Origin of the sequence: Risungbinella massiliensis (genome assembly GCF_000942395.1) — a bacterium.
GTDB classification, from domain to species: domain Bacteria; phylum Bacillota; class Bacilli; order Thermoactinomycetales; family Thermoactinomycetaceae; genus Risungbinella; species Risungbinella massiliensis.
On sequence record NZ_LN812103.1, the window covers coordinates 527,571 to 548,579 of the forward strand.

Genomic DNA, 21,009 nt, shown 5'->3' on the forward strand with positions numbered 1-21,009 from the left:
TAACATGACAGCATCTAACGATTTCCAAGATTGGGTTCATCAATCTTGGTCTTTGCGTGAACAGACCCAACTTATTATCTTATGGGGACATTTAGTTTTTCCTTTGGTGCATCAGTCGATTGCCAAAGGATTGAAACCCACCATCGATATAACAAAATTAGCAAATGACTTCTCAGATTACTTTTCGGAGCGGGATCTAAAAGAAACATTGCGGAAATATTGTTCTTATGATTACATACGATTTCAATCCGAAACGGAAATAGTGGCAGGGACCAAATTATTTTGTGCATTTGATGCTAAAAAGTTGTATGAGATGTATGAGCAACAGCAAAAAAGAACTAACCTACAATGATAATAGGTTAGTTCTTTTTCAGGAATGGCACGGTAAGAAACTACCTTAAATTAGATTCGACTTAATGTCTTTCTTTCAAGATCTGCTCAATTTCTTTTTGGATCAGATCTAGTTCTTCTGGAGTGCATTTATGGAGATCACGAAGCATGCTATCTAATTTCATGGATCGGAATTCTTCCAAGAATGCGGGCATATGTTGTGTATTGATCGCCATCGGAAGTACTCCTTTCAAGTTAATAGTAAACGAATGACTGTGTTGTATATTTTACCAAAATACTATATAAGATAGTATCTACCATATAAAATATACAAATATATTTAATAATTTTCTAACTTGTTACAATACATGTAAGTATATTAAACCTACGAATTGGTACAATATGAACGTTATAAGGAACACAATTTTTCTTTTGAACAATAAAAGGAAAAATTCATTATCTTTTTTGGTTTCATTTTCTTACCACAGGGTAATACATAAAGAGCTAACGCTAGTCGTATTTAGAAACTAGAAAACGATTGGGGTGCTTATATGTTAGAACAGTTAAGAGCACTGGAAGAACGGATTGCTTTCCTGAAGGATGAGTTTACGTTGGCAAAGGAGCGCCATGAGTTTTTACAACAATATGAGCTTTATGAAGAATGGAAAGAGCTTCGTAAAAAACGCCGTGAATTATTGTCTAAAGGTAAAAATCGACAAGCAAGTTAGAGTATAAATATAGATATTAGCAGTAAGCGAGCTATCCTAATTTGGATAGCTCGCTTTTATGTGCTTAAAAAATAAATTTTCTCTACCAGTTTTTCACACGAATTAGCTGATCCGATTCGACACATGATACTAGTACAAACAACAAGGAGGTGAAAAACATGGCGCAAAACAATCGCTCTGGTGGTCGTAACAGATTGTTAGTTCAAGGTGCTGAACAAGCACTAGGTCAATTGAAATTTGAGATCGCTCAAGAGTTTGGTGTACAACTTGGTCCTGATACTACTTCTCGTGCAAACGGTTCTGTAGGAGGAGAAATCACCAAACGTCTTGTAGCATTGGCTGAGCAATCTCTTGGTGGTACTCTTCAATAATAAGAATTAAATATCTGGTAACTAGGCAGCAACTACGGTTGCTGCCTATTTTTATTGCCAAGAGGGGTAGAGAAAGGTTAATCTTGCGGTAGAATAAAAAGCAGGTAAGATAAGGGTAATCAGGGGGAACCGATCGTATGCGTATACTTACACATGGAAGTAACATTAATTTTCATTGTTCATCAAAAGAGATGGATTTTACAAAGCTTCATGCTTTTTTGGAAAGCAAAATAGATGAAACAGTACATCTATCCATTGGCATTTTACAACCTGAAAAAGAACGTTTAGAGGTATTAGGAGATCTAAGAGAGCTTCACATTAATGAATTAAAAGAAGAGTTTATTTTCCAAGTCTCGTATCTTGATGGAGAAGATGTACAACGATCTGAAAGAATTTTCCACGCTACTGAAGATTTCATTATCTCTCATGAAGCGATTTTTGATATTCACGATGAAAAGAATGGGACGGTTTCTTATGCTATACAATACTTAACCTTTTGGGGAGAAAACGGAGAAGAAATCACGTACTTTTTAGTGGATATGTTGAGTGTAGAACATCCCTTGGCCTGTGTAGTCCAATTTTGGGATAAAGTGAAAGATGTTGGACGTGATGTGGATTTTACTATAACAGGTTGTGCCGCAAATGAATATCAAGAGGTGCTAAAAAGACTACGAAGTAATCAGTAGCTACAATTCCATTTTTCATTAATCTTAGAATGATAACGTTTTTTATATATCGACTATGTTTCATGGCATGGTTATTTATCAACATTATCTAATTTTTTATCTTCGTTAGGAACTCTACAGACAATAGTCGTAAGTCAAACTAAACTATTTACATATTCTTTAACGAGAAAGGAGTAAGGTCTCTATCTAAGAGACTTTACTCCTTTCTATATTGAGATGCCTTTTTATCAAATATATAGGTGTTTGACGTGGACAATAAGCGGATATGTTCATACAACTATTAAAAAAGAGTTATTTTTTACCGCGTTTTTTCATGACTTCTTTTACAATCCCTATCATATTAGGCGAGTTAAAAATGTCATAAAAGGGATCGCCAGTTACTTTTGTTTTTTCAGGGGTTTTAGGAGTAGAAGTGGTTGGTACAGCATTACTAGTCCCCTTTTCTTTTGTTTTTCCGGTAGACGGGATATTTAATTTGCTTAGGTTTTGCAAGATATCCTTCATCTGGCTTGGATTATCCATTGCAGATGAAAAAAGTTGAAAGGTCCGAAGAAGCTGGTCCAATTGACTGGATCGTTTGCTTACATCACTTAGCATTTTACTCACTTGGCTTATTTCATCTAGCCAATTTTTGGATTGGTCACTCATGATAGCACCTCCCGTTTAATCAGACTTACATTATGTTATGAAAAGTCCTTGCGATTGGAGAGCTAGAGAGGGGGAGAAATGTGTTGAATTGGGTTCATAAGGACTCCCCAACAAAGCGGAACGAGAAAATTAAATTCGTTCGCCATATCTACAACCTAAAGAATGGAAATCATTTTGTTCGTTATGTGAATGAATCGACTCACTTAGGAATACGCCCGATAAAATATCTGAAACAATTAGGAATTTTAATCGCCGAAGGACCAGCTGAAAGTGTAGCTTTGATCGAGCAACATCCAGATGTGGAACATGCTGAGGCAGATGTACGAATCCATATTACAGAACCTCAGGTAGAATCAAAAATATTACGCCTACAAGAAGTACCTTGGGGAATTGATCGAATTGAGGCTCGGAGAGTTTGGAAGAGAACTTCTGGTGCAGGAGTAAAAGTTGCTGTAGTAGATACTGGTATTTCTACTCAACATCCTGCGTTTGCCGCTAATTATCGTGGCGGCGTAAATGTATTATCACCGATGTTCCCTCCAGAAGACTACAATGGTCATGGCACACATGTTGCAGGAATTATTGGCGGAAATGCGTTGGATTTAGGTGTGATAGGAGTTGCTCCCAGCTGTTCTTTATATGCGGTAAAAGCTTTTAATCGGAAAGGTTCAGCTAACTTATCTGACCTATTAACAGCTATAAACTGGTGTATAAAGAATAAAATGAATATTATCAATATGAGCTTTGGGATGGAGAAACTTAGTGAAGCCCTAAAACAAGCCATTCAAATAGCTTATGCAAAAGGTATTATCATGGTAGCAGCTACTGGGAATAAAGGATTAATCGGACATGTGGACTTTCCTGCCCGTTATGAAGAAACGATTGCAGTGACTTCTGTTTCTCCTCAAGATGCAATGTCTTCTTTTAGTAATCAAGGTACTCGAATGGACTTGGCTGCTCCAGGTGAAAAAATCTTATCTGCTTGGTTAAATCAGAGTAGAAAAGAGATGAGTGGAACTTCTATGGCAGTCCCTCATGTTTCTGGAACTATTGCCTTGATGCTTTCGTTGTCATCGAAACTATCTCCTGAAGAAATAAGGTCTATTTTACGCCGTACTTCACAAAAGATGGAGAGTTTGGCTCGTGTGGGTGTTGTAAATGCATATCAAGCAATTCGATACTTGGAAAACACAAAAAGCAAATCAAATTTTCGCTAATTTTATTTTTATTTTGTGTTAAAATGGTGAACATATGAACGAAAAAATCCCATCCTACCAAAGGTCGGATGGGATTTGTGAGTATAAACTCGTTAGTTCAATTATTGTTGTTGTTGATTTTGTTGCATGTTTTGCATGCCTTGTTGGTTTTTCTTTGCCATTGATTGAGCGTTTTGCTGACGTACTTCTTGTACGTTTGTTTCGGAAGCAAATTCATTAGCAGAGTTTGCCAAACCAGCAGCACCAGCTAGACCAGCGGAATTTGTTAAACCGCTTTGAGATGCATATCCGCCTTGGCTTTGTGCTGATTGTTGGTTCTGTTGACGTACTTCAGCAGCATTGGTTTGAGATTCTTGTGGCATGTTGTTTTTTAAGTTTGCCATGTGTGTCTCACCTCCTGTTAAAGATAGTGTGTCCATGTAACTTGTTTTCTTGCATCCGTTTTTTTCTAAATATCAATTGTGTATAAATATGTATGTCGTTTTGTCTTTGTTATTTTGATCTTGGAGGATACTATGAAACAACGATTTGTTGGACTCTTGTGGAAATACTTGCCTAAAAAGAAGATGTCTCGTATTGTTGGAAACTTTTCCAGAAAACCAATTAGTAAGAAGTTAATTCCTCATTACGTTCGTTATTTTAAAATTGATTTACAACCTGTCAAACAAGATCTGCATGAGTTCAATTCGCTGTTGGATTTCTTTGTTCGAGAGTTGGAACCTGATGCTAGACCTATCCACCCAGACCCTAATACCATCATTAGTCCGGTAGATGGTACCGTTTCTCAGTTTGGTACAATGGAAGACGGAGCTATATTACAAGCAAAAGGTGTTTCGTATTCGTTATTGGAATTGTTAGGAAATGATGAAGAAAAAGCAAAGCGTTATGTAGGTGGAACCTTTGTCACGATTTATCTTAGTCCCCGAGATTACCACCGAATCCATATGCCAGTTCAAGGTAAAGTAACGGAGTGTGACTATTTACCAGGCAATCTATATCCTGTGAACAAGTGGGGAGTTCGTCATGTTCCAGCGCTTTTTGCTCGGAATGAACGTGTGATTTCCTATATTGATTCACCGAGAGGTTCATTAGCTTTGATAAAAGTAGGAGCTACCAATGTAGGGAGCATCAAGGTAACCTATGAGCCAGAATTGAGCACCAATACCAAAAATCCAGCGAGAAATCAAAAGAAATATCAAGAATGTCCTGCTTTAGAAAAAGGGGAAGAGATAGGGCGATTTGAATTTGGTTCTACTGTCATTCTTTTATTTGAGAAAGATACAATGGAATGGACAATTCCAATGGATGTTGGAACCTATATGCAAATGGGACAACCTATCGCTCAATGGAATACCTAAGTCACTGTTATTCAGTGGCTTTTTTTATTTGGTTTGGAAGAACACTAAAATGAATGAAGTGTTACTTTATTATTTATTGGGCACGCTACTGTTGGGTGAGAAAAATGAAATGGAAATGGTTTCGCAACGTGGACCGTCTTGATCGTCAAGCATGGTTATTATTAGTTGCCGGAGGTTTACATACATTCTCCACTTCGCTCTCCAATACGTTTGTCAATGTGTACCTCTGGAAACTTAAAAAAGATTTTGTGTTAATTGGCTGGTATAACTTTGCTCATTTTGCAGCTAGTGCAATCACTTTTATTCTTGCAGGTTGGCTAATCAAACGAGTGGATCGAGTTATCTCTATTCGAATAGGAGTGATTTTACAAGCGCTCTTCTTTTTAACCGTTCTATTTCTTGGAGACCGTTCTGCTGATTATGTTATTTTGCTTGGTGTGTTTTTGGGGATTGGCTCTGGATTTTATTGGCTTGCTTATAACGTATTGTATTTTGAAATTACGGAGAGAGATAATCGGGATGTGTTTAATGGGGTAAATGGTTTATTGTCTGCAGGAGCAGGGATCATTGCACCGTTACTTTCTGGTTTTATTATTACTAGATTCCGATATCTGGTAGGTTATCGGATTGTATTTGCTCTTTCGTTGACGGTATTTGTTATTGCCATTGTAATTTCATTTTTGTTAAAAGCAAGAAATGCAGGTGGCGAGTATCGGCTTAAAGAAGTTTTAATGTCTCTTCGGAAGAAAGATGATTGGTACTGGGTTTCCTGGGCAGTATTTGGGCAAGGATTGCGAGAGGGAGTCTTTATTTTTTTAATTGGTCTACTCATTTATTTGTCAACCAAAAATGAATTGACCTTAGGTACTTATTACACGGTTTGTTCGATCATCTCACTGTTTTCCTATTATATTGTAGGACGGTATTTACGTTATCAACAACGAAATAACTTTCTGTTATTTGGAGCCATCATGATGTTTTTGATCATGCTCCCATACGTCCTCACTTTGAAATCATGGGCTATTTTATTTACAGGACTTGGCATTTTCCTCTTTTTCCCTTTTTATTATAATCCTCTTACTTCCACTGTGTTTGATGTAATTGGAAGGTCGCAAGTTACGGCAACACTGCGAGTGGAATATGTGGTTGCAAGGGAAATTGCCATGAATTTAGGAAGAATGGTCAGTTCCTTTTCGTTTATTATGTATGCTTCCTATACACAAAGAGTGGAAGACCTTCGTTGGATTTTACTTGTTTTTGGTTCTGCTCAATTATTATCTTGGTACTTTATACGTAGAGTACCCCTCAAACGAAAAACACCTACCGTTTTAAGGTCATAAGACGGTAGGTGTTTTTTGTGCAAAGTTTTTATTGTGATTCTAAAGGAAAAATTAGATGATTGGGATAGAAGATAAAACTGGAGGAATGAGGTTGATGATGAAAATTGCCGAATTATTACAGAATCAGCGAACGTTCTTTCATACTGGCAAAACCAAAGACCTTGCTTTCCGACTAGAGAATCTAGCAAAACTGAAAGAGGCAATCAAACGGTATGAACCAGATATTTTGAATGCCCTTCAAAAAGATTTAGCTAGACATGAAACGGATGCATACCTTACAGAGATTGGTATCTTATATGAAGAGATAAAATTTGCTCAAAAACATCTAAAGAAGTGGGCAAAACCTAAGTCAGTAAAATCAGGCAAGCTGGTTTTCGGAGCAAAAAGCGAAATACGTTATGAACCTTATGGAGTAGGACTTATTATTGCTCCGTGGAATTATCCTTTTCAATTATTGATTAGTCCTCTAATTGGAGCAATGGCGGCTGGCAATTGTGCCATTCTAAAACCATCAGAACTGTCTCCACATGTTTCCAAGGTGGTTTATCAGATGATCGAAGGGATTTTTCCAAAAGAGTACATCACTGTAGTAGAAGGTGGTGTAGAAATCAGTCAGGAGTTATTGAAACAGCCATTTGACCATATTTTTTATACTGGTGGGGAAAAAGTTGGCAAGATGGTAATGAAAGCAGCAGCGAAACATTTGACTCCAGTAGTGTTAGAATTGGGTGGCAAAAGCCCTACTATTGTGGACAAAGATGCAGACTTGGATCTTGCTGCTAAACGAATTTTATGGGGTAAGTTTATTAACGCTGGACAAACCTGTATTGCTCCTGATTATGTAATGGTTCAAGAAGAAGTAAAAGAAGTATTTGTAAGAAAACTACAACATTATCTTTTAGAATTCTATGGAGAAGATCCTTTAGAAAATGTCCGGTTAGGTAAAATTGTGAATGATCGACATTTTGAACGTCTCCAAGGTTACTTAGATGAAGGGGTAATTTTGTATGGAGGACAATCTGACCCAGATAGTAGAAAAATCGCACCAACACTTTTAGATGGAATCACTTGGGATAATTCAGTGATGAAAGAAGAAATCTTTGGCCCGATTCTTCCTATTTTGCCTTTTGTCCATTTAAAAGAAGTGATTGAACAAGTAACAAATCAACCCAAACCCTTAGCATGTTACTTTTTCTCTACAGACAATTCCAAACAAGAACTGATCGTGGATACAATCTCTTGTGGTGGGATGACGATAAATGATTGTGTTGTTCACATTAGCAATCCTAACTTGCCATTTGGTGGAGTCGGTGCCAGTGGAATGGGCAGTTATCATGGAGAGCATGGATTTCATTGTTTTTCTCATGCAAAGAGTGTAGTATATCAGACAAATCGCTTTGATTTTTCTTTTCGGTATCCTAATTACAAAAATGCAGCAAGAATCATTCGAGCTATATTTAAATAACAAGAAAAGGAGATGCTATCATCTCCTTTTCTTGTTAAGATCCACTTTCTACTATTATTTTATTCGTTAGAGGATGAACACGTACCATAGGAGACTTCTTCTTACTGATTGTTTTCTTTTGAGTACTACTTTTCATGCTTGTTTTTTTGGTGGTGCTTTTCTTACTATTGCTACTGCTTTTGGTGACGATACTCTTTTTGGTTGTTTTCTTCACTACTTTTTTCTTCACTACTTTTTTCTTGCCACTTTTTTTGGTCACGGTCTTTTTGGATGATTGAATCGTTGGCGATTTTTTGGTAGAGGTACTCTTTTTCTTTGTAACAGTCTTTTTGTTAGATTTTGAAGAGGTTTTCGACTCTGTCTTTTTCACTGAACTTGTAGAAGTATTGGAAACTTGTTGTTGTGTTTTAGACGGAGTTTGCTTTTTCTCATTAACCTGAGTTTGCTTGACTTGTTCTTTCTTTTGAGTAGGTAGATTGTCCTTTTTTAAAGTAGAGGAATTGGATCTATTATTTGAATCTTTTCCCACTACCATTGAAGATTTCGGCTGGGATTTGGCCTTAGGTGTTTGGACGGTTGGCTTCTCTTTCGTATGTGTTGTGTTGTGTTGTTTTGTTGAAGTAGAAGATTTGGATTTAGTTGATTTACTTTGATTGGTTGAAGTAGAAGATTTGGATTTAGTTGATTTGCTTTGATTGGTTGAAGTAGAAGACTTAGATTTTGTTGTTTGTTGTTTGTTTCCTGAGACGTTCTTTGACTTAGAAGAACTAGAACTATTTTTTGGGGTATTAGTTTTGGCTGAGCTATTTGTTTTTGAAGATGATTTAGGCGAGACTGGTTTTAATTTGACCTCTGTCGCTATTGCACCACTAGCAGTAGATTGAGATTGCCTTGGTAAATTTTCGATAGGTTTATCAGGTGGTGTTGTATTACTAGGCATTTTCTCATCCGGTAAAAAATAAGTCTTAGGTGCTTTGGGTGTAGAAGGAGGTGGTACTAGATTCGAAATGGGTTCATCAGGGGTGTGCTCCCTAGATGGATAATATTTTTCTGAATTAGTAGCACCTAAGGAAATGCTAGTTGAGGTAAGAGCTAATGCAGTAGAAAGTCCTATTAGAAATTTAGGTAACTTACGCTCACGTAAAGGATGGATCGGTTGGATGGTGCTTTTTTTAGGCGTATGAGTAATAGATTGTTTTTTTGTTGGAACTACAGCAAAAGAATCTAACATTAATCGTTCATCATATCTCAATATCATTCACCTCCAGAGGGAAAATATTCCTTCCCTTTTATTAAAACAAATTTTCTGTCATCAGAAAAGGGAAACTCCCCATTTATAAAGATGGAGAGTGTAGATTTCGTAGGACGGAATGTTCGAAATTTTGTTTGCGGCTAATAAAAGCCACGAGCGTGCATAATTTAAGTTAGAAATTTAGCTTTGGGATTAGCCAATCACAAAAGGAAAGTGGATCGTTAATATTTAGGAGCTACTTCGGTCAGAAACGATTTCCCATCTCGTAAGAATCGTGGGTCATAAATCCCTATTTCGGACTCATTTTCAAATATTACAACAAATGGAGACCAAGTATAAAGTACCTCGGCTTTTGGATTTTTGCGGAATAAAGTAGCTAAGTCTACATTTTCTGCTGAAGTTACTTCCGCAATCTTTCTTGGAGCAGTGAAAAGAGAATCCTCCCAAATTTCTACTTTTGATCCATTTTTTCCGATTACTTGGAAAACGCCAGGGATGAATGATGCAGACAGTTCCGTCTCTTGAAAAGTCTTTTTGGCGTTTTGTTCAATCAGAAACCCTTGAACAGATTGAAGGCTAACATAACCAATCATCAGGCATCCAACGACCTGAAAAACAAAACGAGGTGTTCGCCATTTTTTCCAATGGGCAACCAAAACTCCAGTGATAAAGATGATCCAGATAACCACGTCTAAAATAGGCATATATCCTAATGTAATACGAACAGAAGAAAATGGTTCCAAATAGCCTGTTCCCCAAGCATTAAATAAATCGATCGTGTCATGAATAAAGACTGCTAAAAAAGATAACCAAAAGAATTTGACATCTTTTTCTTTAAAGAAAAGTCGAATGACTCCGTATAGGAAAATAGCCCATAATGGAACCAAAAAAACAGAATGGGTTATTCCGCGATGCCACATTTGTTCCATGATTTGTCCCTGCTCAGTAAGACCAGCCAACACATCTATATCGGGTATTTGACTTGCTCCAACTGCAGTTGTGAGCAGAGCGTATTTCCAGCGTTTTGATCGATCCGGTTCAGAGAATGCTTGGTAGAGGGTATAGCCAATTAAACCATGTGTTACGGTATCCATGTTGTTGTTCTCCTTTTGCTATGCTCCTCGTCATTATAGAAAAAATCGAATAAGAACAAAAGAGTATTATACACATTAGGTCGTATGATCGACTAAGAAAAAAATTTTCGGATAGAATAGTCTCTTGTATAACAATCAGTTGATAATTAATACTTGCAGTTCCTGTCTGGTTTGCTTAAAATATCAGGAGTTACGCAAAAAAGGCATAATGGAAATAGATTGGAAAAAACAACTTGGATGAAATTGATAAATGTGCTAATATATTCGTCAGTTCCTGATTTCACTAGTGTTGTTCTGGGGAGTGACTATACATTTTTGTAAGTTAAATTTAAATGAAATCGTTTTCGTTATGCTTGTTTATGTTGCATAAATATAGGGTATATAGTTAGGAATCGTGGAAACTTGGGACGAACTAACTTGTATAGATAAAAATGGATATAGATGCTGCATGGACTTAACAAAATTCCACGCGTGATTTATCCGTCACAATAGAAAGAGTATCGTATGATCATTTGGGAGGAATCGGTGATGTCAAGCAATAATAAAGAAGTATTGCTCACCCAAGAAGGATTAGAAAAGGTAAAAGAAGAGCTAGAAATGCTAAAGACGCAAAAGCGTCATGAAGTAGCTGAACGTTTAAAAGAAGCGATTGCACAAGGGGATTTAAGCGAAAACTCCGAGTATGACGCTGCAAAAGACGAACAGGCTTTTATCGAAGCTCGTATCGTGACATTGGAAAATATGATTCGTAACGCCAAAATTATCTCTTCTGATTCCATTGATAAAGAAAAGGTACAAGTTGGCGCACAAGTAACTATTCAAGAAGTTCCAGATGGAGATGTAGAAGTGTACACGATTGTAGGTAGTGCGGAAACCGATCCAGACTCTGGTAAAATTTCCAATGAATCGCCCATCGGGGCTCAATTAATTGGGAAACGAGTAGGAGAGACAGTAAACGTACCAATTCCATCTGGGAGTATTCAATTTAAAATCGTCAGTATCGATTAATACTTCATGAGTTACGTATAAAAGCGATCCCTTTTTAAGCAACTGCTAATAAGGGATCGCTTTTTCTTATTTCAAAAGGGAGCAAAAATATGAGTCAACTTATTTTAGATTATTTGGATCATTGGAAAGAAAAAGAAGGGATTCAAATCTTTTATGCTGTTGAATCAGGAAGCAGAGTTTGGGGATTTGCAACTGAGGACAGTGACTATGATGTGAGATTTCTCTTTCATCGAGAACTGAAGGATTATGTCGGGATTGGTGAATTTCCAGCTACAATTACCGGTAATCATGATGGAAGATTAGATGGACATGGCTGGGATATACGAAAAATGGCTGGATTGCTATCAAAATCAAACCCGTCTATTATGGAATGGCTTTTTTCTCCGATCGTTTATATCGAAAAAGGAGTAATAATACAAGAACTCAGACGATTAGCAAGGGAACATTTTTCAGCACGGCGATTAGCATATCACCATTTCTCAATGGTTCGCTCTCATTTTAAGAGCCATATTCAACAGCAAACGAAAATGAATCCAAAAGCTTACTTACATACATTACGTTCTCTTTTCACCGTATTGTATTTAGAAGAGCGTCCTCTGTTGTTACCTCCTTATTCAATTGAAAAGTTAGCACGAGAAGTAAAGATGTCGGATCATTGGTATGAAGTTATCAATCATCTAATCGAAGCAAAACAAAATATAGAGTTGAAGTGGATTAAACCGCTCTCTGATTTAGATCAGTTCATTTCTGACTTCCTAGAAAAATCGAAACAGAGGGTTCAACATATTCCAGATCGAGCTTTTCCCAGTGATCAATTAAATGAATTAGTGTATCAGCAACTACTAACTACCATAACAAAGCCGCCTAGTTACTAGGCGGCTTTGTCTTATAAACCAGGTCAAGATGTTATGTTTTCTTGCAATTGAGCCAACAAAATGGAAAGGGATCTGGTAGTGCGATACTCAATCCACTGATTTTGCGTGTTTCGAATATAGAGTCGTGTTGGTTCAAATCTAGTTTGAGGAACACTCACGATCATCTCTTGGATTGGATGACCAATAGGTGAGATGGGGGGCATTACTACTGCTGGTGAAAAATGAAATTGAAAATACTGGCTTGGAAGCTGTATGGAAGTAAGTCCGCCCAATTGATATACATTACGAAGTATTTCTTGAATTTCATACTGTACAGGGGCAGGTGTCTTGATTAGATCGATCTTATTACTTTGATGATAGGAAATTTCCACTTCTTGAATGGAGATTACCTGATCAGGTGGAGCTGCATGAACCAAACCTCCCTTAATTAGAAAAAGAAGGAAAATCAAATAAGGAAATAGAATGTATTTTCTACTAAATAGCATGTAAATCACCTACTAGATGGAAATATTGTCATTAGTTTGTCCCTAATCTTGCATCTAAAAACAGGAGGATATCGAACAGATGGAGACGGTTCCCTTTTTACACACAGCGGATCTGCATTTAGATGAACCGGTCAAAGGCTGGAAGGGTTCACAAGAGGATCTATGGCGAAGACATGAAGAACATCGAAATACATTTCGAAAGATAGTCGATCTGGTACAAGAACGAAATCTTCCTTTTCTCCTGATAGCAGGAGATTTTTTGGAACATGGATACGCTTCTCATCAGACAGTCGAATTTGTAATGGATCAGTTTGCACGAATTCCCCAGACGAAAGTACTTATTTCACCAGGGAATCATGACCCGTATAAGGATGGCTCTTGGTATAAGAAGCCTATTTGGCCAGAACATGTCCATATATTTTCTAGTAAGTGGGAAAAGCATCGATTTTCGGAGTGGAATTTGGAGATCCACGGAAAGGGGTTCTCTGATTTTGCAGAACGAGATGGAAGTCTTCCGGAGTTTGAAGATTCTCCTTATCACAAATTGATGTTGGTACATGGTGAATTTCAGAAAAAGTCGATGAAATCGGACTATTTTCCAATCCAAGAAAAAGAGTTAGCAGCACTTAATTATGACTATGTAGCACTAGGACATATCCATAAAACGAGTCAATATGATCTAGCTAATGAACGAAATACAATAGTTCGGTATCCTGGTTCACCAGAAGCATTGAATTGGAAAGAACTAGGGGAGAGGACGGTTACTATCGGTGAGATCTCCTCTAAAGGGATCCAGACCGAAATAATCCCTATTCATACTAGAAGGTATCTGTTGCAAGAAATAAACGTAGATGATTGTACTACACGTGAGAAGTTGTTGGAACGAATCCTCCAGAACAGCCATTTGGAGTGCAAAAATAGCTACATTACAATCCGATTAGTAGGTAGACGCTACCCAGACCTTCCAGTTGGAGAAGAACGAGGATGGTTGCTCGAACAAATACGTAGTGCTGGGTATCGCGACTTATACCTAGAGGATGAGACCATCCCGGATTTTGACTTGGAGCGATTAAAAAGAAAAGATAGGCTGATTTGTGCCTTCATTGAAAAGATGGAGTCGCGAATGGATCAAGTTCAACAGCCGAAACAACAAGAGCTTATTCAAAAAGCTTTGTACAAAGGTTTAGAAGCCCTCATACAAAAGGGGATAAAAGAGTAGATGAAAATTAATCGGATTAAATATCGTGGATTCGGTCGTTATGTAGATCAAGAGTTTCTGTTTCATGAGGGGTTAAACTTGTTGGAAGCTCCTAATGAAGCAGGGAAAACTACGATGATTTATGGTCTGTTAGGACTTTTATATGGTGGCAAAAAAGAGGGGTATCGCGTTAGACGTGAACAAGAGTGGGTAACTCAGTATCTTCCTTGGAAAACAGAAGAATATGGTGGAGAGTTAGATTATGAAGTGTTAGGCAAAAAGTATCGTTTAATTCGTGATCTTCAACCAAAGCAAGAATATGAACAAGTAATTGATTTGGATACAGGGAGAGATTTGTCTGAGAGTTTCCCAATGGATAAAAAAAAGGACCGCTTTATAGTGGAACGTCAAATTGGAATATCGGGTGATACGTACAAACGGATAGGGTATTTTCATGCAGGCTCTCTTTTGGCAGCTCAACACAATAAAGAAGATGAAAAGAAGAACCGTCAATTAGTAGATAAGATGACCCAACTGTTAAAGCAAGGTGCAGAATTAGATGTTACCCCGATCATGGAGTGTTTAGACAAAGGGATTGACACGATTGGGAAGACGGAACATGCAAAAAACAAACCGTTCGGTATATTGTCTGAGACTAAGAAAAAATTAGAAGCGGATATTGCTCAGTTACGCAATAGACGTCAGGCGCTAGATCAGGAAGAGCAAAAATTTGAGCAAGCATTACATGAGAAGGATGAGTTACTCATTGCATTAGAAGAATTAGAAACAGAGCTCGAAACTTTAGAATCAGAAAATATAGAGCAACAAAAGTTTGCGCTTGCATATGAACAATTTAAAAAGATTTTACTTGAAGAGACCATGTACAAACGGAATTACCAAAAGTTACAGATAGCTCAGGAAGAGAAAAGAGATTTGGACGAGAAGTTAGAGCGATGGAATAAGGTTCCGATTACAGAGAAAGAGCTACAAGATATCGAAATTTGGAATCAGAGGAAAGTCCAAATTCAAGCTGATCAACAAGCAAGTAAAGAGCAACTAGAACTAGTTCAATTAGAAAAAGAAGCAATATATGAAAATCAAATCTTTCCACGTGAAGAGAGTGAAATTACTTGGAATCTCGCAAAATTACGAGAATATGAGGAAATTGAATTACAAGCAAAAAACTTAGGAGAGCCAAAGCATTTAGAGAAACGAGCCACCTTACAACGTTTAGAACAAGATCATATTCAGTTTCAACAGTTAGAAAAAAAAGAGGTAACACTTCATGAAAAGAAAGAACAATTAAAAAAAGATGCACTACTCTTACCAACTCCAAAAGATAGCCAAATGGAGCGACTTCTATGGATTGCGACAGGTGTATTTGGAATAGTTAGTATATGCACTCTTTTCTTTTCCCTCTGGTTTACAGTAGGATCTTTGGCCATTACCTTTGGTAGTGCTTGGTTTGCGACAAAACAAACTGAGACAAAACGGATCCGAAATCGGAAGATTAGCCAACAACGAAATGAAGTCGAGAATAATCTGGAGATAATGAATCAAGATCTAACTAAATTGACGCAACGTAAAACCTTGATTTTAAATATGTGGCAAGTAGAGTCTTTGGCAGAATTATTTGCAAGAAGAGAAGAGTACCAAGCAATTGTATCGAAAGAAGAAGAGTATTTTCGAGAGTGGGAGTATCTTCAAAAGCAAATGAACCAAATAGAAAGAGAAGTAGGAAATTGGCTCAGCTCTTACCTAGAGGATGTCCCTCCTTTTCATATTCCTACTTGGCGACAACGAATTTATCAATTGCAAAAACAGCATGCGATCTATAAAGAGCAAGATTATAAATTGGATTTACAAATTCATAGCTTAAAAAGGGATTTAGAGAAAGGGGAGCAAGAGTGGGAGAAAATAAATCTCTTGTTAGAAGAGATACAAAAAAAATTTGGTTTTGATAGTATCGAAACACTGGGAAATTGGATTCAATCATCAGGAGAGCGTAAACAAATAGAATGGAGACGACAAGAGGTAAAAAAGAAAATTCAGCAACTTGAGATGGCGGAAGTGGAAGAAAGCTGGCAACAAAATTTGGTTGAATTGATCAGTCAACGAGAGCAATTAATTAGTAGTTGGAGAGGAAAAACGAGCTTACTAGCACAGAAATCACTGGATGAGGAGATCGCTATTATAAAACAAAAAAGGGTTGATCTCATTTCTTCCTTACAGAAATTAGAGAATGAAATAGGGAAAGTAGAAGGTGCTTTAGAAGAGAAACAGGAAATTGTTACTCGGTTAAGCCAACTAGAGACGCAGTGGGAAATGACAGTTCGAAAGATGTCAGAACTAAAAGCAGAAAAGGAAGCATTTGAGCTTGCGAAAGAAGTTCTACAGGAATCAGCTCAAGAGATTCAAGAGGATCTATCCCCACGCTTGTCTCCGATTGCTTCTCATTGGATCAATCGAATTACAGAATCAAGATACGAGAAGATCTTGATAGATCCAACGGAAGGAATGCAAATTAGTGTGTTTGCACCCGAAACAGGCAAGAGAGAACCAGTGGAATCGCTTAGTACGGGTACAATAGACCAAATGTACCTTGCACTTCGGGTAGCATTAGTACAATTTTATTCCAATGAGGCAAGTCATCGACTTCCTATGATTTTGGATGATTGTTTTGTTCATTTTGATAACAAGAGATTAAGAAAAACCCTTGGATTATTATCAGAGTTAGCCAAAGATCATCAAATTATCATTTGTACTTGTCAACCACGGGAAAGACAAATGATGAGAGATTCCAAGATTCCTTTTCATCAAATTAGTTTGGATAAGAATAATAATTAGAAAAAACGAACCCCATTCCTTTACGGAGTAGGGTTCGTTTTTTACTTGTTGATAATATGTGGTTTGACGCTACGCAGGAAAGCCTCTACTTTTGCAATATCTTCAATTTCCACGTTATATTTACGAAGAGCTTGGTTGAGTAGCTTGATAGCCACTTCATACTCTTCTGCAGTGACGTTTAGGCCACTATGGGCAGTCCGTAAGTTATTCCCGTTGTATTTACGAGGACCCCCTAAGGCAAAGCCGATAAAGAAAGTAATTTGGTGTCTGCGTAGTGACTCCATGTTGATACCAATAAAATGATGATTAACTCTTTCATCAGATAACATTCGATGATAGAAGTCTGAAATCACCGCAGCAATAGCCTGCTCTCCCCCGATCTTATCGTAGAGAGACTCTTTCGTTCGTTGAGGAAGTGACACTGGAGCAACCTCCATTTCACAAATTAAGTTCTTATCTGTTAGTAATAATGGTAAAATTATTGCATTTGGAGATTGTTGATGAAGTCCAAAAATGATATATCTCCTATTATACAAAGAGTCTATTGTATTTTAGCAGATTGCGCAATGATTTCAGAGGTAGAAAGCAAAAAGTCCTCGAACATTTCGAGGACTTTTTGCTTTCTACTAGTTCAGTTCTTCATCTGGTTCTAATGATGAATCATAGTCTCCTGCTTGACTGTACATCTGCTGAATGGCGTTCATTACTGGATTTGCGGCTGGATCTGGATCAGCGGTGGGGGATAACTCATCTGCAAATTCTGTTTGATACTGTTGTTTTTGTTTTGGTTCTTTTTTCATCCATTTCACCTCCAATAAGGTATTCTTAAGATTTCTTACTATTGGTGTTTCTATACAGAGATAATGATCTGTACGAACAGCTGTTTTTTTAGTACACTATGTGATTAGATTTATACTTGCGAAGTAGTATCTAGTAGGTTATGAAACAGGATTATAGATAGTAAGGAGAGAAAAAATTGGACTGGCTTTCAGAAGCTTTTAGCGCATTTCTGCGGGGATTTGCCATGATATTTCTCACTTCACTCGTTTTGTGGATGGCAGGTTTGCTCTTCCTCTTATTTCGGGAGTTATTTAGTTCTATCAACTTTGTCTTAAAAGCCTACCTCCAACGAGTGTGGAGAATGTTGATTCTATGTTTTGAATACACACCATATGGTTTTGTCCTAGTTGGCCCTATTTTATTGTTCATTACAAAAGAGTATCTGGTATATTCCTTTTTGACGATCGATGCAGTCATACTAACTATTCTGTTCTTCATGTTGCGAAAACGACTCAAGCCAAACTCTTCATCCTCTGATGGGCGATGGTCAAGATAGTAATCACAGAACACCGCATCCTTTTTATAGCGGTGTTTTTGTTATAGATGGTAAATTATTTTTTCAGGCTATATAATCCCCATCTTTACTTTTTTAATAGCCTCATAGATAATGATAGATAAAACTATTTTTGGGTATGGTGATGATACTTATATGTTAAAAGAGAGGTTGTTGGAAAAGACATCCTACTTAACATCCGAAGATCAAGCAGAGATTGCTCGTGCTTATGATTATGCAGAAAAAGCTCATGAAGGCCAGTTTCGACGGTCTGGTGAGCCTTATATTATACATCCAGTTGAAGTAACGATCATCCTGACGGAGTTAAGTATGGATCGTGAGACATTGATAGCTGGTCTGTTACACGATGTAGTAGAAGATACTGGAGTTACGTTAGAGGAAATTGGCCAAGAGTTTGGAGACACCATTGCACATTTGGTTGATGGAGTGACAAAGTTAAAGAATTTGAAGTTTCGTTCAAGTGCAGAAAACCAAGCAGAGAACTTTCGGAAAATGTTCTTGGCGATGGCAAAAGATGACCGGGTTATTATTTGCAAACTAGCGGACCGTTTGCATAATTTACGTACACTCCAACATATGCCAGAAGAGAAACAAAAGAAAAAAGCCAAAGAGACACTTGAGATCTTTGCGCCACTCGCACACCGTTTGGGGATTTCTAAAATTAAGTGGGAGATGGAAGATCTCTCTTTGCGTTATTTGGACTCTCCTCAGTATTATCGAATTGTTTCTCTCATGAAGAAGAAACGGGCGGAACGTGAACGATTGGTTCAAGAAATTATTGGTGTTTTGTCGGAAAAGTTAGCAGAACAAAATGTAGAAGTAGAGTCGATCTCAGGTAGACCAAAACATATTTATAGTATCTATCGAAAGATGAAATCACAGCATAAGCAATTCAATGAGATTTTTGATTTACTTGCCATTCGGGTCATAGTACGGGAAACCTCTAGTTGTTACGCTGCTCTGGGTCTAGTGCATACCATCTGGAAACCGATGCCAGGTCGCTTCAAAGACTATATTGCTATGCCCAAACCAAATGATTACCAATCCTTACACACAACCGTTTTAGGACCACGTGGAGAGCCGGTTGAGGTACAGATTCGAACAGTCAAAATGCATCGAACGGCTGAATACGGGATTGCTGCACATTGGATCTACAAGGAATTGGGAAATGGAAATACTCAACGCAAAAAATATTGGATTAATAAAATGGTGGAAGAACAAGAAGGTCGAGATGCACAAGAATTTGTAGAAGGCGTCAAGATGGACTGGTTTACGGACACCGTTTTTGTGTTTACTCCAAAAACAGATGTAATCGAATTACCAAATGGGGCATGTCCGCTTGATTTTGCTTATCGGATTCATACAGAGATCGGAAACAAATGCATCGGAGCGATGGTAAATGACAAGATCGTCCCACTTGATTACAAACTGAAAACGGGAGATAAGGTCCATATTATTACGTCCAAGCATAGTTATGGTCCTTCCAAGGATTGGATCAAAATTGTTGGAACCTCTCATGCTCGCCATAAGATTCGCAGTTGGTTCAAAAACCAAGTAAAAGAAGATAATTTCCTCAAAGGCAAAGAGATGTTAGAAAAACAAATCCTCCAAACCAGACCGAGTGTTAACCTGACAGACATTCTCTCCTCCAAAAATTTGCAACAAGTGATTCAGAAGTTTAAATCACAAGATGTGAATGAACTGTATTCAGGGATCGCATTTAGTGTTTACTCCGTTCAGTCCGTTGCGGACTACCTTTTGGAGTTAGCTGGATTTGAAGTGGATATGGTGGAAAAAATTGTGAAGAATCCACCGAAAAAGTCGAAATCTAAGATCGGCATCCATGTAAAAGGAATTGATAATGTACTTGTGCGGCTTTCACGTTGTTGTAATCCCGTACCAGGTGAAAGCATTGGTGGGTTTATCACACGTGGTCGAGGAGTTACCGTTCACCGATTAGATTGCCCTAACTTATCTGCTGTTGAGCCCGAACGGCTGGTTGACGTGGATTGGGAAGAACCTGATGGAGATGGAAAGAAATCTTATCAGGTAGATATAGAGGTTGCAGGACTGGATCGAAATGGTTTACTAAATGAAGTGTTACGAGTTGTAGAAAATACTCGAGCAGCTTGTTATGCTGTTAATGCAAAAGTGCAACCTAAAGGCTTTGCACATATCAATCTCACGGTTGCCATTCATAACCGAAACCATTTAGACTCGCTTGTTGATCGCGTCAAAGGGGTACGAGATGTACACAGCGTAAGAAGGATCATTCAATAAGGAGGGCATATGTTTAAAAACGACATTATCGTACGCTTCAATGAGTGTGATGCTTTAGGACATGTCAACAATGCCACTTATTTTACGTATTTTGAAGAAGCTAGAACAGAATTATTTCGATTGTTCAACCCGGAATTAGATACAAACTCTTGGAATCTCATTGTTGCTTCCACCTACTGTGATTTTTTACGTGAGGTGGCTTATGCTTCCAAAATTACTGTTTACACGTGGATTAGCAGACTGGGAAACTCGAGCTTCGAGGTGGAGCACGCTATACAAGATCATCAGAAGAATTGGGTCGCGCGAGGAAAGGCTACGTTGTTAGGCTTTGATTTTAATCAAAAAAAAGCTATTCCTTTGACAGAAGAGATCAGAGACGCGCTACTACAACATACCGAAGGTCCTGAAAATGTCCCTGATTTAAGGAACTAGCAGCGAAAACGGAAATTTAGAAGTAAAGCTTAATTTTAATC

Annotated in this window: 23 protein-coding genes; 15 read left to right on the top strand and 8 right to left on the bottom strand. The window is 37.7% G+C overall.

Going from position 1 to position 21,009, the window contains the following annotated elements; genetic code table 11:
- Positions 1-4: 4 nt before the first annotated feature.
- On the top strand, positions 5-352 hold the full coding sequence (locus tag VJ09_RS13800; protein WP_044642239.1) for a hypothetical protein: 348 nt from the start codon (positions 5-7) through the stop codon (positions 350-352).
- Positions 353-413: 61 nt separating this feature from the next.
- On the opposite strand, the gene VJ09_RS18555 is transcribed toward VJ09_RS13800, so the two are convergent.
- On the bottom strand, positions 414-566 hold the full coding sequence (locus VJ09_RS18555) for a hypothetical protein (RefSeq protein WP_154662369.1): 153 nt from the start codon (positions 564-566) through the stop codon (positions 414-416).
- 315 nt (positions 567-881) lie between these two features.
- Between VJ09_RS18555 and VJ09_RS18560 the strand changes: the two genes are divergently transcribed.
- The 3 genes from VJ09_RS18560 (at position 882) to VJ09_RS13810 (ending at position 2,115) form a co-directional block, all read left to right on the top strand.
- A complete protein-coding gene (locus tag VJ09_RS18560) occupies positions 882-1,058 on the top strand; it encodes a hypothetical protein (RefSeq protein ID WP_154662370.1) in 177 nt (58 codons plus the stop codon).
- 158 nt (positions 1,059-1,216) lie between these two features.
- On the top strand, positions 1,217-1,429 hold the full coding sequence (locus tag VJ09_RS13805; protein WP_044642240.1) for an alpha/beta-type small acid-soluble spore protein: 213 nt from the start codon (positions 1,217-1,219) through the stop codon (positions 1,427-1,429).
- Between the two features lie 137 nt (positions 1,430-1,566).
- Complete coding sequence (locus VJ09_RS13810) at positions 1,567-2,115, top strand: hypothetical protein (RefSeq protein WP_044642241.1); 549 nt, start codon at positions 1,567-1,569, stop codon at positions 2,113-2,115.
- A 291-nt stretch (positions 2,116-2,406) separates the two neighbouring features.
- Here the strand turns inward: VJ09_RS13810 and VJ09_RS13815 are convergent, their stop codons facing one another.
- Positions 2,407-2,763 (bottom strand): hypothetical protein, encoded by a 357-nt coding sequence (locus VJ09_RS13815; protein WP_044642242.1) that lies wholly within the window; start codon positions 2,761-2,763, stop codon positions 2,407-2,409.
- An 83-nt stretch (positions 2,764-2,846) separates the two neighbouring features.
- Between VJ09_RS13815 and VJ09_RS13820 the strand changes: the two genes are divergently transcribed.
- Positions 2,847-3,980: a S8 family peptidase gene (locus tag VJ09_RS13820; RefSeq protein WP_187118715.1), complete on the top strand. Its 1,134-nt coding sequence runs from the start codon at positions 2,847-2,849 to the stop codon at positions 3,978-3,980.
- A gap of 101 nt (positions 3,981-4,081) precedes the next feature.
- On the opposite strand, the gene VJ09_RS13825 is transcribed toward VJ09_RS13820, so the two are convergent.
- The gene (locus VJ09_RS13825) at positions 4,082-4,363 is read right to left on the bottom strand and encodes a gamma-type small acid-soluble spore protein (RefSeq protein WP_052807412.1); all 282 of its coding nucleotides are present in this window, start codon (positions 4,361-4,363) and stop codon (positions 4,082-4,084) included.
- A gap of 132 nt (positions 4,364-4,495) precedes the next feature.
- Between VJ09_RS13825 and asd the strand changes: the two genes are divergently transcribed.
- The 3 genes from asd (at position 4,496) to VJ09_RS13840 (ending at position 8,143) form a co-directional block, all read left to right on the top strand.
- Positions 4,496-5,338 carry an archaetidylserine decarboxylase gene (asd, locus tag VJ09_RS13830; RefSeq protein ID WP_044642244.1) on the top strand — a complete coding sequence of 281 codons (843 nt, stop codon included), beginning with the start codon at positions 4,496-4,498 and terminating at the stop codon, positions 5,336-5,338.
- Between the two features lie 104 nt (positions 5,339-5,442).
- Positions 5,443-6,678 (top strand): MFS transporter, encoded by a 1,236-nt coding sequence (locus VJ09_RS13835; RefSeq protein WP_044642245.1) that lies wholly within the window; start codon positions 5,443-5,445, stop codon positions 6,676-6,678.
- Positions 6,679-6,772: 94 nt separating this feature from the next.
- Positions 6,773-8,143 carry an aldehyde dehydrogenase gene (locus tag VJ09_RS13840; RefSeq protein WP_044642918.1) on the top strand — a complete coding sequence of 457 codons (1,371 nt, stop codon included), beginning with the start codon at positions 6,773-6,775 and terminating at the stop codon, positions 8,141-8,143.
- A 34-nt stretch (positions 8,144-8,177) separates the two neighbouring features.
- On the opposite strand, the gene VJ09_RS13845 is transcribed toward VJ09_RS13840, so the two are convergent.
- Positions 8,178-9,395, bottom strand: a complete 1,218-nt coding sequence (locus VJ09_RS13845) for a hypothetical protein (protein WP_044642246.1) — start codon at positions 9,393-9,395, stop codon at positions 8,178-8,180.
- 221 nt (positions 9,396-9,616) lie between these two features.
- Positions 9,617-10,489, bottom strand: a complete 873-nt coding sequence (locus VJ09_RS13850; protein WP_044642247.1) for a metal-dependent hydrolase — start codon at positions 10,487-10,489, stop codon at positions 9,617-9,619.
- A 528-nt stretch (positions 10,490-11,017) separates the two neighbouring features.
- Between VJ09_RS13850 and greA the strand changes: the two genes are divergently transcribed.
- Both greA and VJ09_RS17725 read left to right on the top strand, forming a co-directional pair.
- Complete coding sequence (greA, locus tag VJ09_RS13855) at positions 11,018-11,497, top strand: transcription elongation factor GreA (protein ID WP_044642248.1); 480 nt, start codon at positions 11,018-11,020, stop codon at positions 11,495-11,497.
- Between the two features lie 89 nt (positions 11,498-11,586).
- Complete coding sequence (locus tag VJ09_RS17725) at positions 11,587-12,372, top strand: nucleotidyltransferase domain-containing protein (protein ID WP_052807413.1); 786 nt, start codon at positions 11,587-11,589, stop codon at positions 12,370-12,372.
- Positions 12,373-12,395: 23 nt separating this feature from the next.
- On the opposite strand, the gene VJ09_RS13865 is transcribed toward VJ09_RS17725, so the two are convergent.
- The gene (locus VJ09_RS13865; protein WP_147635513.1) at positions 12,396-12,788 is read right to left on the bottom strand and encodes a hypothetical protein; all 393 of its coding nucleotides are present in this window, start codon (positions 12,786-12,788) and stop codon (positions 12,396-12,398) included.
- A 148-nt stretch (positions 12,789-12,936) separates the two neighbouring features.
- On the opposite strand from VJ09_RS13865, the gene VJ09_RS13870 reads away from it, so the two are divergent.
- Together VJ09_RS13870 and VJ09_RS13875 are read left to right on the top strand one after the other, a co-directional pair.
- On the top strand, positions 12,937-14,076 hold the full coding sequence (locus VJ09_RS13870) for a metallophosphoesterase family protein (protein ID WP_044642250.1): 1,140 nt from the start codon (positions 12,937-12,939) through the stop codon (positions 14,074-14,076).
- Positions 14,077-16,902, top strand: a complete 2,826-nt coding sequence (locus VJ09_RS13875) for an AAA family ATPase (protein ID WP_044642251.1) — start codon at positions 14,077-14,079, stop codon at positions 16,900-16,902.
- Positions 16,903-16,943: 41 nt separating this feature from the next.
- Here the strand turns inward: VJ09_RS13875 and VJ09_RS13880 are convergent, their stop codons facing one another.
- Both VJ09_RS13880 and VJ09_RS18565 read right to left on the bottom strand, forming a co-directional pair.
- Positions 16,944-17,324: a group I truncated hemoglobin gene (locus VJ09_RS13880; protein ID WP_052807414.1), complete on the bottom strand. Its 381-nt coding sequence runs from the start codon at positions 17,322-17,324 to the stop codon at positions 16,944-16,946.
- A gap of 204 nt (positions 17,325-17,528) precedes the next feature.
- A complete protein-coding gene (locus tag VJ09_RS18565; protein WP_154662371.1) occupies positions 17,529-17,702 on the bottom strand; it encodes a hypothetical protein in 174 nt (57 codons plus the stop codon).
- Positions 17,703-17,878: 176 nt separating this feature from the next.
- Between VJ09_RS18565 and VJ09_RS13885 the strand changes: the two genes are divergently transcribed.
- The 3 genes from VJ09_RS13885 to VJ09_RS13895 all read left to right on the top strand — a co-directional run bounded on the left by VJ09_RS13885 (position 17,879) and on the right by VJ09_RS13895 (position 20,968).
- Positions 17,879-18,238, top strand: a complete 360-nt coding sequence (locus VJ09_RS13885) for a hypothetical protein (protein ID WP_044642253.1) — start codon at positions 17,879-17,881, stop codon at positions 18,236-18,238.
- A 111-nt stretch (positions 18,239-18,349) separates the two neighbouring features.
- Entirely contained in the window at positions 18,350-20,536 is a 2,187-nt protein-coding gene (locus tag VJ09_RS13890) for a RelA/SpoT family protein (protein WP_052807415.1), read from the top strand.
- A 9-nt stretch (positions 20,537-20,545) separates the two neighbouring features.
- The gene (locus tag VJ09_RS13895; protein ID WP_044642255.1) at positions 20,546-20,968 is read left to right on the top strand and encodes an acyl-CoA thioesterase; all 423 of its coding nucleotides are present in this window, start codon (positions 20,546-20,548) and stop codon (positions 20,966-20,968) included.
- Positions 20,969-21,009: the final 41 nt, after the last annotated feature.